Raw genomic sequence first — 14,995 nt, forward strand, 5'->3', positions numbered from 1 at the left:
TCCCGGGGGAGACGGGCCCCCCCGGGGGGCGGCGGGGCGCGGACCTCCCTTCTCCCCTTGTGGGAGAAGGTGGATCGGCGCGCAGCGCCGAGACGGATGAGGGGTGTTGGCCGGAGTGCCGTCGTCGCCAAGCTAGAACACCCCTCATCCGTCGCCTTCGGCGACACCTTCTCCCACAAGGGGAGAAGGGGGCGTCGGTGCAAATTACGCATTCCACAAACCCTTCTTCTTCAGCTCCTCCATCTCGCGCGCGGCGCGTTCGCGCAGGCGCGTGTCGCGCAGGAGCTTCTCCACCGCGGCGTCGTCGGACTTGTCGGAATAGCGGAATTCGGAATCGGCGTAGCGGTTGATCTCCTGCATGACCATGTCCATCGAGAACGGCCCGCGCAGCTCCTCGATCATCGCCTTCTTGTCGTCGTAGCTCTTGTGCATGAAGACTTCCGGCTTCTCGAACCAGTCGTCAGGCAGCTCGATGTCCATGGCGCGCATCTTGATGGCGTCGGTGACGTTCTTGATGGCGCGGCCGGTGAAGCGCGGCTCGGCGTCCTTGATCATGTGCAGATAGGTGCCGACGTCGGCCATGGTCTTCGGCGCGCCATTCTCCTTCATGTAGCGCTCATAGACCTTCATCAGCCCGTCTTCCTGCGGCTTCTCGTGCTCCTCATAGGCCTCGGCCACGGCGCGCTGGATCTCCTGCGCTGCATAGAGTTCGTGGTCGCCAAGCGGGATCTTGTGGTTCTTGCCGGCAAGCAGCACGAAGATGTCGATGTAGTCGTCGCGGGTCTGCGGTCCGTCGACCAGCCAGCGGGCGCCGGCGCGCTGGCGCAGCGCATCGTCGACATTTTCCGGATAGTTGGAAAACATGCCGAAGGAGCAGTTGCCGCGCACCACGGTGGCCGCACCTGCAAAGGCATCCATCAAAACGCCGGTGATCTCCTGCTGGCCGGCGGACGCGCGGTCGTCGGAGCGGCGCGCCGCCACCTGGTCGATGTCGTCGATGGTGCCGAAACCGATGGCGCGCGGGTTGAGCACATTCTTGATGAACTGGCGGCAATTCTGGCCGGACTTGCCCTGGTAGGACGAGATCTGGTCGACGCCGAAATTCTCGTAGGCGAAGGGATAGCCGGCAACCTGGCAGTAGCCGTTGACGAGGCCGGCAATCATCTGGATCAGCGTCGTCTTGCCGGTGCCGGGCGCGCCGTCGCCGATGAAGGTGAACAGGAAGCCGCCGAGCTCGACGAAGGGGTTCAGCTCGCGCTCGAAGTCGTAGGCCATCAGCATCTTGGCCAGCCTGACCGACTGGAATTTGGCGATGTGATTACCGACGACCTCTTTCGGCTTCTTGAAGGTCATCACCAGCGGCTTGGAGCGCTTGCCGGGCGCGACGTCGAAGCCGTCGAGGGTGAAGTCGTCGACGTCGATGCGGATATGCGCGTTCTCGAACGGGCCGATGCCGTCGAAGCGGCCCTTGCGCGCCAGGAGTCCGTCGATGGCGACGCGGGCGAAGGCGCGCGCCCGCGTCGTCAGGTCGGCATCGTCCTTCGAGCCGGCAATCGCCTTGTCGAGCCCGGCCACGATCGACTTGACCGCGTCCTGCGGCGTATCGAATAGGAAGTCGGGCTCGGGGATGTCGTTCGGCGCCTCGCCATCGCTGTCGATCAGCTGGAAGAGGTAGGAGGCGAGGCTGAAGGCGGAAATGTAAGCCGAGGCCGACAAAAGCTTCTTGAAGGCCGCGGCCTCATCGCCTTCGAGCGGCGCGCGGGCGTTCTTGGCCTGCAGGCTTTCGAGGTCGGAGCCTTCGGCAAAGACATCCGATACGGCAAGCGCGATCGCCAGGCCGCGCCGGGCGCGGAAGAGGAGCATGTGCTGCGCGATGGTCATCAACTGGTCGTCGGGGTGGACGGCGGCGACCGTCTTCGACAGCTCGACCTCGCGCGTGCGGCGCACCGAACCGGTCGACACGGTCGAGACGAAACGTCGATTGGTGCCGGCAAGCGGTGTGCCGGATTCCCGCGACGGATCCTCCAGCACGACGATGCGGGTGATGAAGCTCTGCGCGGTGGCGCGGTGCTTTTCGATTGCCGCTTCCGAGATCGTGGTCAGCCCGGTGTCCATCGAGGATGCTCCGCGGTTTGAAATCAGACGTCGCTGATAACCTGCCCGTTCGACAGGATGTGGACCTTGTAGCCGGAAAAGATCTTCTGCGCCTCGCCGGCGGCGTAGAGCGCCTGATAGGCCTCGTGCGGGATCAGCGCATGGTTCTCGTAGCTCGACACGCCCTGGCGCGCCGCCTCGAGGTCGTCGGTGTTGATGAAGAATTCCTGCGTCGTCTTCTCGCTTGAGAACAGGCCCTTGCGACCGGGCTTCTCGGCCTTGGAAAAGACTTCCTGGATGGTCCAGGTGAGCAGCCAGGCATTTTCCGGTTTGCGCACCTTGGCCAGCACCTCGGTCACGGTCGAATTGTTCTCGGTGATGCCGGCGGAATAGAAGGGACCGAGCACGACGCGCCTGAGCTGCTTCGGATGCAGCGGCTCGAAATCCTTGTCGAGATTGACCGCGATGGTCGCCGGCGACAGCGTATAGGCCGAGTTCTTCTCGGTGAAATCGTCGAAGCGGTGCGCGAGCTCTGGGTTGAGCAGGCCGTCGACGGGAAGCGGAATGTCGACCCGCTCGTTGAGCTTGCCGTTCTCGTCGACAAGCTGGCGCACCATGCTCTCCGAAGAGTCCTCCACCGTCACCATATAGACCAGCGGCAGGTTGGCGCTGCCGTCGAACGAGGCCCAGTGGACGAGGTAATAGGGCCGCATGGTCTTGGGGTTGACCGAGACCTCCGCCGTCTGCGCCAGGGTGAAGGGACCGAAGGTCGCCTCGCTCTTGACGTCCTCCAGATAAAGCCGCTCGGCCATCGACTTCTGCAGCGCTTCCGGGAATTCCTTGTGGCGCAGGATGAAGTCGGCCATTTCCTCGCGCAGCTCGCCGGCCTGCGGAATGTTGGCGAGCCGCGCGTCGGCCTGGCGGCGGTCATTCTCCAGCTCGAGCAGGTTCTGGAAGACAGGATAGCCGCTGTCGGCGCGCGAGATACGGAAGGTGTCCATGAAGCCGAGCCGGTTGCGCCAGCAGGAAAAGGACTTGTCCAGCCGGGCGATGTATTCGGCGACGATCTTGGCGACGATACCGTGCCGGTAGAGCGGCGAACGGTCGTCGCGCATGAATATTTCCAGCCCGCTCAGCGCCGCCGTGATGGCGGAAAAATAGCGGGCCGCCGCTTCGTTTTCGGGGGTCATGGCACTGCCCTGGAAAAGAATGCCGGCACGCCGCCTACTGCTGCACGTAGTTGGCGGAATTGTGCTTCTTCATCACCTCGTCGAAGCGGCGGGCGAAGGCATCGTCGGCGAGCTTCTTGCGGCGCTGGATATCGGCGCTCGCCACCATGTTCTTCTCGTGCATTTCGAGCAGATCGCCGATGTGCTTCTGCGAGGCGGCGCCGATGCCGGCCATGGTTTCCTCGGCGGTGTTGTCGACCTGGCTGCCAAGCGTGTTGATCTTGTGGGCGACGTCCTGCTGGGCTGCCGTCTTCAGTGAGTCTTCCAGCGCCTTGTACAACACGATGCGCTGCTCGGTGTCGATGGTCAGCTTGTTGATCAGCGTCGATTGCGCGGCGATCTGGTTGTTGAGCGAATCGACGAAGGTTTGGAACATCGAGGTGTAGCGCTCCAGCGTCTGGCTTTCGGCGAGCAGTTCCTGCTCCTTGGCCTGCTTCTCGTTGTATTCGGTCGCCATCTTCGAACGCTCGCCCTCGAGCTGCGTGCGCTCCTTCTGGCTGGTCGAAGCGGCGATCTTGTTCTCGATGTCGAGCAGCATCGGGTTGAGCTCCTCGATGCGCTTCTGCACCGCCTCGAGATTGGCCATGGTCGTCTTGCGGCGCTCGATCACCTGCGACAGACTGGTCTCCGAGGTCTTGTAGCGCTGGTCGAGGATCTGCTTCTGGGCTTTGAGGATGCCGACGATGGTGTCGGATTTGGCGAGCAGCTCCTGCAGGTTGCCGGCGAGCGACATGTTGCGCACGCGGTCGGTGCGCATGCGCTGCTTGCGCTGCGCCGAGAAGACACCGACGAAGTTCTCCCAGCCAGTGTAATTCTTCATGCTCTCGAACTCGGCGCCGAAGACGTTGGTGGCGTCTTCCAGCCCGATGATCAGGTCGGCGATATTGCCTTCCATCACTTTCTGCTGCTTGAGCACGTCCTCGATGCGGGCGTTCTCGATGTCGAAATTGGCGTCGCCGATCTTCTTGTCGGCCTGGGCGAGCGTGTCGAGCACTGTGCCGGACTGCTCGATCTTGGTGCGCATGTCCTCAACGACCTGCTTGGTCTTGGCAATTTCGGCATCGAAATTCTGCAATGTCGCCATAGGGGCCTCCCGCTTCGGCATCCGGTTTCGTGTCGCACGTGGCGGCAAATATATGTGGGGCCTCAAGGGATTGAAAGACGGAAGACAAGGAGAAGCGCCAAAACAAAAGAATTGGCTAGGCCCTTGAAAGACAAGGCAAGCATGCTCAAGGCGTGAGTAATGCGTATCGTGTTCAAGCAGCTTGAACTGATATGCTTAAGCTGTTGTTTTTGCGAAGCAAGGCTGTCGGCAGGTCTCCGCTTCAACTGCGGGCGAAACCGATGAAGTCATCGGGCGCGGCCCTGCCCATTTCCTCTTCCCAGTGCTGGCGGCAGAGTGAGACATAGACGTCCTTGCCGATCGCCACCTGCTCGCCCTGCTTGGCCGCCTTGCCGTCGGGGCCGAGGCGCACGACCATTGTCGCCTTGCGGCCGCAGCGGCAGATGGTGCGCACCTCGCGCAGGTCATTGGCGATCGCGAGCAGCGCGCGCGAGCCGGAAAACAGCTTGCCCTGGAAGTCGGTGCGCAGGCCGTAGCACATGACCGGGATGTTCAGCCGGTCGGCGATGCGGGCAAGCTGCCAGACCTGCTCCTCCTCCAGGAACTGCGCCTCGTCGACGAAGATGCAATGCACCGTGGTGTGCTCGTGATGCTCGGCGACGCGGGCGTAGAGATCGTCACCGTCGCGGAACATCTCGGCCTCGGCCTCAAGGCCGATGCGCGACGAGATCAACCCGGTGTCGCCCTTGCGATAATGGCCGGCGACGAACAGCATCGTCGTCATGCCGCGTTCGCGGTAGTTGTAGGATGCCTGCAAGAGCATCGTCGTCTTGCCGGCGTTCATCGTCGCGTAGTTGAAATAGAGCTTGGCCATGGCGCCCTTTTAAGCCGACATGTCACCACGCGGGGAGGGGGCACTGGCTCCGTCCACCAAAAAAGCGGGGTCCTTCGGAAAGACACTCGATGTCGCTGAATGGCCAGCGCGCGCCGTTCATCGTGATGTGGCGCAGCTTGAAACCACATCAAAATGGTGTTTGGCTGACGAAACAAGGCGGGCATAAGAACCGTGACTTTGCGTCGCCTCGAATTGCAATGGGAGAAAAGTACATGTCGCATATGAAATCCTTCGTCGCCGGCCTCGGCCTGGCGGCGCTTCTGTCCACGACCGCCGCCTATGCCGGCGATCCGGCGAGCTGCAAGGCCGTGCGCCTGTCCGACGTCGGCTGGACGGACATCCAGGCAACCACGGGCCTGGCCTCGGTGCTGCTCACTGCGCTCGGCTACGAGCCGCAAGTGATCCAGCTTTCGGTGCCGGTGACCTATGCCTCGCTGAAGAACAAAGACCTCGACGTCTTCCTTGGCAACTGGATGCCGTCGATGACCAACGACATCAAGGACTATAAAGCCGACGGCTCGGTCGAGACGATAAGCACCAACCTCACCGGCGCGGGCTACGGCATCGTCGTGCCGACCTATGTCGCGGATGCCGGCGTCAAGACGCTGACCGATCTCGGCAAGTTCAAGGACAAGTTCAACGGCAAGATCTACGGCATCGAAGCCGGCAATGACGGTAACCGCATCATCCTCGACATGATCAAGAACCCGGCCGACAACCTCGCCGGCTTCGAGCTGGTCGAGTCGTCGGAAGCCGGCATGCTGACGCAGGCCGAGCAGTCGATGAAGAACAATGAGTGGATCGCCTTCCTCGGCTGGACGCCGCATCCGGTGATGGGTGCCATGAAGATCACCTATCTCGAAGGCATGGGCGACAGCGGCTTCGGCGCCGCCACCGTCTACACCAACGTGCGCAAGGGCTACACCACCGAGTGCCCGAACGCCGGCAAGTTCATCTCCAACCTGAAGTTCAATCTCGACATGGAAGGCGAGATGATGGACGCGATCCTCAAGGGCGGCGATGCTCAGACGGTAGCGACCGACTGGCTGAAGAAGCATCCGGATGCGATCGCGCCCTGGATCGCCGGCGTGACCACCTTGGACGGCGGCGACGCGGCGGCGGCGATCAAGACCGCGCTCGGGAGCTGAGCCGGCTTGAGCCCGGTATGATCTCCGGAAAAGGGCAGCCATCTGGATAAGGCTGCCCTTTTTCATATGCTGTGAGAGGATGACCGTACGGCAAGTGCGGCGGGTCAAAGAGGGGAAAGATGGATCCGATCTCGAAATTCCTGGTCGCCTACAAGATACCCATCGGACCGTGGGGCAAAGCCTTCTTCGGTTTCCTCACCGACAATTTCGACACTGTTTTCAGAGCCTTCTCGAACGGCCTGAACTTCATCCTCGACGGCGCGGTGGACCTCCTGCTCATAGTCCCGCCGGTGCTGCTGGCGCTGGTGGTCGCCGCCATCGCCTGGTTCCTGCAGCGTTCGCGGCCGCTCGCCATCGGCGTCTTCATCGGCCTCGTCTTCATCATCAACCAGAACCTGTGGAAGCAGACCGTGGAGACGCTGGTGCTGGTGGTTGCTGCCGCCGCCGCCTCGATGGCTATCGGCGTTCCGCTCGGCATCTGGGCCGCGCACAAGCCGAAGGTCTACCGCTTCATGTTGCCGGTGCTGGACCTGATGCAGACGCTGCCGACCTTCGTCTACCTGATCCCGGTGCTGACACTGTTCGGGCTTGGCAACGCTCCCGGCCTCATCGTCACCATCATCTTCGTCATTCCGACCCCGGTCCGTCTCACGCATCTCGGCGTCACTTCAGTGCCGAAGTCGATCGTCGAGGCAGGTGAGGCGTTCGGCGCCACCAAAAGACAACTTCTCTGGAAGGTCGAGCTACCTTCAGCCTTGCCCACCATCATGGCGGGCCTGACGCAGTCGATCATGCTGTCACTGTCGATGGTGGTGTTCGCGGCGCTGATCGGCGCCGGCGGCCTCGGCACTGAAATCAACCGCGCGCTCGGCTCGCGCCGGATCGACCTCGGGCTCGAGGCTGGCCTTGGCATCGTCGTGCTGGCCATCGTGCTCGACCGGATGACGCGTATCGGCGTTGGAGGCAATAAATGACCGTCGCCGTCGATTTCAAGAATGTCGATATCGTCTTCGGCGCCGACCAAGCCGGATCGCTGGCGATGATCGACCAGGGTGCAACCCGTGCTGAGATCCTCGAAAAGACTGGCAATGTGCTGGGTTGCGCCGGCGCCAACCTCACCGTGCATGAGGGTGAGATCTCGGTGCTGATGGGCTTGTCGGGCTCCGGCAAGTCGACGTTGCTCAGAGCCGTCAACCGGCTCAATGTCGTGTCGCGCGGCCAGGTGCTGGTCAAGGATGGCAACCGCACGGTCGATGTCGTCACCTGCGACGAAGCGACCTTGCGGCGGCTCAGGCAAAAGCAGGTGGCGATGGTGTTCCAGCAGTTCGGCCTGCTGCCCTGGCGCACGGTCGAGGAGAATGTCGGTTTCGGCCTCGAGCTTGCCGGCGTGCCGGAAGCCGAGCGCAAGGCGCGGGTGCAGAAGCAGCTGCAACTGGTCCATCTCGACCAATGGTCGAAGAAATATGCGCATGAGCTTTCGGGCGGCATGCAGCAGCGCGTCGGCTTGGCGCGCGCCTTCGCCACCGAGGCGCCGATCCTGTTGATGGACGAGCCGTTCTCGGCGCTCGATCCGCTGATCCGCACCAAGCTGCAGGACGAACTCCTGCAGCTCCAGGCGGAGCTGAAGAAGACCATCATCTTCGTCAGCCACGACCTCGAGGAGGCGCTGAAGATCGGCAGCCGCATCACGATCATGGAGGGCGGGCACATCGTCCAGACCGGCGCGCCGGAAGACATCGTGCTCAGGCCCGCCAACGACTATGTCCGCGATTTCATCGCCAATGTGAATCCGCTGTCGGTGCTGACGGCGTGGAACGTGATGCGCGATCGTCGCGATCTTGAACAGGGCGAGAATGGCTGGGTGTGGCTCGACCGGCGCAAGACGACGCGCTTCAAGATCGACGAGCATGGCCTGGTGACGGCGGCCGAACGCCACGGCAAGCCCGCGGTGTGGGTGTCCTGCGCCGATGTCGAGCGCCAGCCGGAGGAGGGGGCCCAGGTGTTCTGGGCCAATCCGGGCACGCCGCTGAAGACGGTGATGCTCGCCATGCACCGTTCGCAGACGGCGCCTGTGGCGCTGTTCGACGAAGGCTCGCGCTTCGTCGGCGCGATCGGCATCCGCGACGTGCTGAGCGCGGTGCTCAGGCGATAGATAACCGTGCGAAGGCGGTTAGAGGGCTTTGAAACGGCTCTGGGATTGGGTGTCTAAGCCGCGAGCCGCGCAAATAGCGCTCGGCTTGCTGCTCGTGATCGCGGTGCGGTCGATCCTGGAATTCTTCAGGATCGGCGGAGCGGTAGGCGCCCAACTGACCGGCGCCGAAATCTTCTATATCGAAGGGGCGCTTGCCGCTGTCTGTGCCGGGCTGGCAGTCCTTATCCTGCATGCCTTCGGCCGGCACGGTTGGGCGAGCCTCTTCGCCGCAGCCGCGATCCTTGCCCTGCTGGCGTGGAAAATCGCTGTCATCAGCGGATGATAGGTGCTTGGTCGAAAGGCACTAGAATCCTATACTGAAGTTCTATCGCAGCCGCGCATTCGCGAAGGCCGGCGGCGCAGCGGAGATTGGCAAGAAATGATCTTCCGTCAGCTCTTCGATTCCGTTTCGGGCACCTATTCCTATCTGCTCGCCAGTCGCAGGGGCGGCGAGGCCCTGATCATCGATCCGGTGCTGGAGAAGGTCGAGCGCTATCTCCAGCTCGTCAACGAGCTCGACCTCAGGCTGGTCAAGGCGGTCGACACCCATCTCCATGCCGATCACATCACCGGCCTCGGCGCGCTGCGCGACAGGACGCATTGCGTGACCGTGATGGGCGAGCAGACCAAGGCCGACGTCGTGTCGATGCGCCTTGCCGACGGCGACAAGCTCGCGATCGAGGGGCTGGCGTTGGACGTCATCTACACGCCCGGCCACACCGACGATTCCTACAGCTTTATCCTGCCGGACCGGGTTTTTACCGGCGATACGCTGCTCATTCGCGGCACCGGCCGCACCGATTTCCAGAACGGCGATCCGCGCCAGCAATATGAATCGATCTTCGGCCGTCTGCTCAAGCTCCCCGACGAGACGATGATCTTCCCGGCGCACGACTACAAGGGCGAGACCGTGTCGACGATCGGCGAGGAAAAGGCCTTCAACCCGCGCCTGCAGGTGAAGTCGGTCGACGAGTATGTCGAGATCATGAACAATCTGAAGCTGTCCAATCCGAAGATGATGGACGTAGCCGTGCCGGCCAATATGAGGGTCGGGCTGCACCAGGACGATATCGCCAGCCGCGGCTGGTCGGTGACCGCCGAGCAGGCGCTGGCACTCGTCGGCCGATCCGATGTGGCGCTGATCGACCTGCGCGAGCAGTCGGAGCGGGAACGCCACGGCGTCATCCCCGGCGCGATCCACCTGCCTTACACGCGGCTGCAGGAAAATATCGCCGCCGGCGGCATGCTGCATGAACTGGCGAAATCGACAGCCAAGCAGATCCTGTTCTACTGCGCCTTCGGCGAGCGCTCGGCGATGGCCGTGCAGGCGGCGCGGGACGTCGGGATCGCCAGCGCCCGCCACATACAGGGCGGCGTCGATGCGTGGCGGAAGGCCAGCGGTCCGCTCGTCCACTAAGGCGTGCTGGTATTCAGGTGATGCCGGCCTGCAAACGGCCGGCGGCTCAATTCAATCCGATAAGCCTGGCGCCGTTCCGGAACAGGGCTTCTGCGTCGCGGTCGAAGCGGAAGGTGGCGATGAAGTCGTCGGCGCGGTAATCCGGCAGCGTGGTGCGGATCGCGGCAGCAAAATTCCGCGCCTCGTCCTGCCGGCCGGCCAGCGCCAGGCAATGTGCGGCGATCGCCAGGATGATGACATGGGCGTTGGGCCTGGCCGCTGCTTTCAGCGCCCATTCCGCAGCCTCGTTGTATTCCCCCAGCCGGGCGTGCGCCATGGCGCGCGCGCCCATCATGCCGAACAGCAGCGGATCGAAGGGGCTGAGATGACGCGAGTGATCGGACGAGCCGATCGCCGATTGCGGATCACCCGACTGCGAATGGACAAAGGACAGCGCATAGTGGCCGAGCGCGAAGTTCGGGCTGAGGTCGACGGCCTTCGCCAGTTCGAGGAGCGAGCCGTCCTGATCGCCGCGCAGCCACAAGGCGCGTCCCATCGCCCAGTGTGCGGCCGGATTGCGGTCGTCGACCAGAAGGCTGCGACCGGCGGTTTCGAAAGCCAGCGCCGTCTCGTGGTCGCGATCGCCCCAACGCTGGAAGGCTTTCTGCCAATGGGTGAAGGAAAGTCCGGCATAGGCGCGGGCGAAGGTCGGGTCGAGCTCCAGGGCGTCGTTGAAGAACTGCTGCGCCAGGTCGTTCTCCTGGCGGGTGAAGCGGTACATGTGCCAGAGGCCGCGATGATAGGCCTCCCAGGCATTGAGCGAGTTCGGCGCCTTCAGCATTGCCCGGTTTCGTTCGACGATCGCGATCTCGGCCGCGATCGAGGAGACGATGCTGTTGCCGATGTCGTCAAGGACTACGAAGATTTCGTCGGGCTTGTGCTCAAAGGTTTCGGCCCAGACGATCCTGGCTGTGCGGACCTCGACGAGCTCGACCGAGACGATGACCCTGCCCGAAAGGCTGCGGACCGAACCTGTCGCCACATAGTCGACATTCAACCGGCGCCCGGCATCCTCCGGCGCGATGTCCTTCTCCGCCAGAGCGAATACCGAGCCGCGGGCAATGACGAAGAAATCGCGGAGCTTGGCGAGGCGCGTGATGATGTCGTGGGTCAGGCCATCGGCCAGCCCGCCGCGGAAATTGACCGCGCTTTCCGCAAACGGCATCACCGCCAGCGAGGCGCGGCGCGACGCGGCGGGTTCGGATTCGACGGCAACGATCGGCGGTTGCGGGGCCGGAACAGCTGGCCCGGACCGAGCGCATGGCGTCGGCGTGGAGTGGCGGGCTTTTATCTCCTGCCATGCTTCCCGCAAGGGAGCGACATCCAGCTCCTCGGAGCGAAACAGCTCCGCCGCGGTGGCCAGATGCTCTTCGCCGGCACCGATCTGGCCGCGCCGCGCGAGGTTTTCCAGCAGCGCGACATGCGCGCGCCCGTCGAACGGCGCCAGCTCCAGCCATTTATCCAGATAGGCGCCGGCTTCATCGGCTCCCTGCGGGAGAAGGCCGATGATGTGCTCCAGAACGGCGACATGGCATGAGCTGAAACGGCGGCGTTGCGCGGTGAGCCAGCTGGTGAAATGCGGGCTGCGATCAAGCTCCAGCCCGTCAAGGAAATCGCCGGCGAAAAGCTGCGCCAGCGTCCGCAGACGTTCGAGGCCGAGCGTATCGATGCCTTCCGCCGCTGCGGCCGCGGCTTCCACGGCATCGACGCTCGTGTCGGCAAGGCGGAGCGCCACGGTGTCGCCTTCGGTCTCGATCCTGTGGAGCCCCGGTTCATCGAGCGCGCCGCGAAGCTTGCTCAGGCACCAGCGAAGTTCGCCGCGTGGGTCATTGGGCACGTCCCACAGCAGCTCGCAGAGCCGGCTGCGGCTGACGGGATGCGGCGCGAGCGCCAGATAGGCCAGCAGCGCGCGCAGCTTGCGCGAAGAGGGCAGCTTAACCGGCTCGCCGTCACGGGCAATCGCCAGTTGCCCAAGCAGTCGCACAGACAAGCCGACGGCGGTTTCGTTCAGGCTCGATCGGGTGGATTCCACGTGTGTTTCCACGCTCTCTCCAACGCTGACCAGCTGGTCCATGTTCTATCACCAAAGACGACAGGAAGCATCCGGCAGCCCTGTTCCATGCTGGAATGCCGCCGCTGCCGCATTCGCGGCTGGTCAAGCAAGCTAACGCGGCAACGTGTCGAAACCGCGCCGCCCAAGTCGCCGGTCTGTAACCGGCGCGTGAGATACCGAGGAGAAAGCCGATGTTGCAGCAGTTGAAAATCAGGACCACAGCCGGCCGTGGCCGGCTGTTCGACAGCATTCTGGATACGGTCGGCGACACGCCGGTCATCCGTATCAACAATCTCGGCCCGGCGCATGCGACGATCTATGTGAAGGCGGAGTTCTTCAATCCGGCGGCCTCGGTCAAGGACCGGCTGGCGCTCAACATCATCGAGGAAGGCGAGCGCAGCGGCAAGCTGAAGCCGGGCCAGACCGTCGTCGAGGCGACCAGCGGCAACACCGGCATCGGCTTAGCCATGGTCTGCGCGCAGAAAGGCTATCCGCTGGTGGTGACGATGGCCGACAGCTTCTCCATCGAGCGCCGCAAGCTGATGCGCATGCTGGGCGCCAAGGTGGTGCTGACGCCGCGCGCCCAGAAGGGTTTCGGGATGTACAAGAAGGCGGTGGAGCTCGCCGAGGCCAATGGCTGGTTCCTGGCCCGCCAGTTCGAGACGGAAGCCAATGCCGCGATCCACGAGGCGACGACGGCGCGCGAGATCGTCAACGATTTCGCGGGTTCCAGGCTCGACGTGCTGGTCACCGGCTATGGCACCGGCGGCACGGTCGCGGGCGTCGGCCGGGTGCTGCGCCGCGAGCGGCCTGATGTCCGCATCGTCCTTGCGGAGCCTGCGAACGCACAGCTTATCGGTAGCGGCAAAGGGCAGGAGCGCGGCGCCGGCGGTGCGCCGGCCGCCAGCCATCCGGCCTTCGAGCCGCATCCTATCCAGGGCTGGACACCCGATTTCATCCCCAACGTCCTGCAAGAGGCGATCGATCAGCACTACTACGACGAAGTCGTGCCGATCCCCGGTCCGGAAGGCATCAAATGGGCAAAGGCGCTGGCGCAGCAGGAAGGCATCTTCACCGGCATCTCGGGCGGCGCCACTTTCGCCGTGGCACGCCAGATCGCGGGCACGGCCCCGGCCGGCTCGGTGATTCTGTGCATGCTGCCCGATACCGGCGAGCGCTACATGTCGACGCCGCTCTTCGACGGCATCGAGGCGGAGATGGATGCCGAGGAGATGGCGCTGTCGCGCTCGACGCCAAGCTGCCAGTTCGACGCCTGAAGACAACGCGCGGCACTGCCGTCCCATCGGGTCGGCGGTGCCGCGGCCGATTTCGCATGTGGGTGCCTCGAGGGAGCAATGATGGACACGCTGCAGGAAGCCGTGGTCGCGGACGAAACGCTCGATCCGCCGGACTGGAGCGATGTGCAGGCTCTGTCGCACAGGATCGTCGACGACGCTGTCGCCTATCTCAAGAACGTCCGGGACCGTCCGGTGTGGCGCGAGATGCCGGCCGAGGTCCGCGCATTCTTTTCGGCGCCGTTGCCGCATGAGCCGGCGTCGATTGCCGACGTGTATGACGATGTCGCGCGCAACGTGATGGCCTACCCGATGGGCAACATCCATCCGCGCTTCTGGTCATGGTATATGGGCTCAAGCAATTTCACCGGCGCGCTCGGCGATTTCCTGGCGGCGATCCAGGGCTCGAACCTCGGCGGCGGTAACCACGCCGCCGGGCTGATGGACAGCCAGGTGGTCAATTGGTGCAAGGAGATGGTGGGCTTCCCGGCCTCGGCCGGCGGCACGCTGGTCAGTGGCGGTTCGATGGCCAACATCATCGGGCTGACCGTGGCGCGCAATGCAAAGGCGGGCGTCGATGTTCGCGAAAGGGGCGTCGGCGCCATCCCGAGGCCCCTACGCTTCTACGCCTCGGACCAGGTCCATTCCTGCCATCGCAAGGCGATGGAGGCGCTCGGACTCGGTAACCGGGCGCTGCGGCGCATCTCGACCGACGCCGATTTGCGCATCGATATCGATGCGCTCAAGACGGCGATCGCTGAGGATCGTGCGGCGGGTTTCAAGCCGGCCTGCGTGATCGGCACCGCCGGCACCGTCAACACCGGCGCCATCGACGACCTGCGAGCGTTGGCAGTAGTGGCGGCCGAAGAAGACCTCTGGTTCCATGTCGACGGCTGCATAGGTGCGCTGATAGCGATCGCGCCTGAAAACAGATCGCTCGTCGCCGGCATCGAACAAGCACATTCCATCGCGCTCGACCCGCACAAATGGCTGCACGCGCCGTTCGAGGCAGGCTGCGCGCTGGTTCGCGATGCTTCTGCCCACCGCAACACTTTTGCCGTCACCCCGGAATACCTGGAATCGACGCCGCGCGGCCTCGCCTCCGGACAATGGCTGCACGACTACGGCCTGCAGACCTCACGCGGATTTCGCGCGCTTAAGGTGTGGATGGCGCTGAAGGAGCATGGCGTCGAGAAGTTCGGCCGCCTGATCGACCAGAACATCGCGCAGGCGCGTCATCTCACCAGCCTGATCGAGGTGGAGCCGGCGCTCGAGCTGACGGCGCCGACCACCATCAACATCGTCTGCTTCCGCCACCGCCTGGATGGGGCATCCGAGGGGGCATCCGAGGAACGGCTCAAGGCATTCAACACCGAGATCATGCTGCGGCTGCAGGAGGAAGGCATCGCCGCCTTGTCCGATACTACCGTGCGCGGCCGGCACTGCCTAAGGGTCGCGATCACCAACCACCGCACGCGGCGCGACGATCTCGATGTCCTGGTGCGCGAGACGCTGCGCATTGGAAAGGAAATCGCGGCTGGGAGTCCACCGGTCTGAAGCGAAGCAGACCG

The 14,995-nt window shown here is 63.8% G+C and carries 12 protein-coding genes; 7 read left to right on the plus strand and 5 right to left on the minus strand.

Going from position 1 to position 14,995, the window contains the following annotated elements; genetic code table 11:
• Positions 1-204: 204 nt before the first annotated feature.
• The 4 genes from AC4FWB_RS20295 to AC4FWB_RS20310 all read right to left on the minus strand — a co-directional run bounded on the left by AC4FWB_RS20295 (position 205) and on the right by AC4FWB_RS20310 (position 5,260).
• Entirely contained in the window at positions 205-2,115 is a 1,911-nt protein-coding gene (locus AC4FWB_RS20295; protein WP_491028045.1) for an AAA family ATPase, read from the minus strand.
• Positions 2,116-2,138: 23 nt separating this feature from the next.
• Positions 2,139-3,284 (minus strand): hypothetical protein, encoded by a 1,146-nt coding sequence (locus AC4FWB_RS20300; protein ID WP_491028046.1) that lies wholly within the window; start codon positions 3,282-3,284, stop codon positions 2,139-2,141.
• A gap of 34 nt (positions 3,285-3,318) precedes the next feature.
• Positions 3,319-4,407 (minus strand): hypothetical protein, encoded by a 1,089-nt coding sequence (locus AC4FWB_RS20305; RefSeq protein WP_491028047.1) that lies wholly within the window; start codon positions 4,405-4,407, stop codon positions 3,319-3,321.
• A 241-nt stretch (positions 4,408-4,648) separates the two neighbouring features.
• Positions 4,649-5,260 (minus strand): thymidine kinase, encoded by a 612-nt coding sequence (locus AC4FWB_RS20310; protein ID WP_491028048.1) that lies wholly within the window; start codon positions 5,258-5,260, stop codon positions 4,649-4,651.
• Positions 5,261-5,493: 233 nt separating this feature from the next.
• Here AC4FWB_RS20310 and AC4FWB_RS20315 point away from each other — a divergent pair, with 233 nt between their 5' ends.
• The 5 genes from AC4FWB_RS20315 to AC4FWB_RS20335 all read left to right on the plus strand — a co-directional run bounded on the left by AC4FWB_RS20315 (position 5,494) and on the right by AC4FWB_RS20335 (position 10,037).
• Positions 5,494-6,429, plus strand: a complete 936-nt coding sequence (locus AC4FWB_RS20315) for a choline ABC transporter substrate-binding protein (protein WP_491028049.1) — start codon at positions 5,494-5,496, stop codon at positions 6,427-6,429.
• 119 nt (positions 6,430-6,548) lie between these two features.
• Entirely contained in the window at positions 6,549-7,403 is an 855-nt protein-coding gene (choW, locus tag AC4FWB_RS20320) for a choline ABC transporter permease subunit (RefSeq protein ID WP_491028050.1), read from the plus strand.
• Positions 7,400-8,581 (plus strand): choline ABC transporter ATP-binding protein, encoded by a 1,182-nt coding sequence (gene choV, locus AC4FWB_RS20325; protein ID WP_491028051.1) that lies wholly within the window; start codon positions 7,400-7,402, stop codon positions 8,579-8,581. Before choW ends, choV begins: the two co-directional genes overlap by 4 nt.
• Positions 8,582-8,630: 49 nt before the next feature.
• Positions 8,631-8,903, plus strand: a complete 273-nt coding sequence (locus AC4FWB_RS20330; RefSeq protein WP_491028052.1) for a hypothetical protein — start codon at positions 8,631-8,633, stop codon at positions 8,901-8,903.
• 96 nt (positions 8,904-8,999) lie between these two features.
• Positions 9,000-10,037 carry an MBL fold metallo-hydrolase gene (locus AC4FWB_RS20335; RefSeq protein WP_491028053.1) on the plus strand — a complete coding sequence of 346 codons (1,038 nt, stop codon included), beginning with the start codon at positions 9,000-9,002 and terminating at the stop codon, positions 10,035-10,037.
• Positions 10,038-10,083: 46 nt separating this feature from the next.
• Here the strand turns inward: AC4FWB_RS20335 and AC4FWB_RS20340 are convergent, their stop codons facing one another.
• A complete protein-coding gene (locus AC4FWB_RS20340; RefSeq protein ID WP_491028054.1) occupies positions 10,084-12,150 on the minus strand; it encodes a transcriptional regulator in 2,067 nt (688 codons plus the stop codon).
• A 170-nt stretch (positions 12,151-12,320) separates the two neighbouring features.
• On the opposite strand from AC4FWB_RS20340, the gene AC4FWB_RS20345 reads away from it, so the two are divergent.
• Together AC4FWB_RS20345 and AC4FWB_RS20350 are read left to right on the plus strand one after the other, a co-directional pair.
• The gene (locus AC4FWB_RS20345; RefSeq protein ID WP_491028055.1) at positions 12,321-13,406 is read left to right on the plus strand and encodes a PLP-dependent cysteine synthase family protein; all 1,086 of its coding nucleotides are present in this window, start codon (positions 12,321-12,323) and stop codon (positions 13,404-13,406) included.
• A gap of 81 nt (positions 13,407-13,487) precedes the next feature.
• Positions 13,488-14,981, plus strand: a complete 1,494-nt coding sequence (locus AC4FWB_RS20350) for a pyridoxal phosphate-dependent decarboxylase family protein (RefSeq protein ID WP_491028183.1) — start codon at positions 13,488-13,490, stop codon at positions 14,979-14,981.
• The last annotated feature ends 14 nt before the right edge of the window (positions 14,982-14,995 follow it).

This window comes from Mesorhizobium sp. LEGMi-168a, assembly GCF_058312955.1.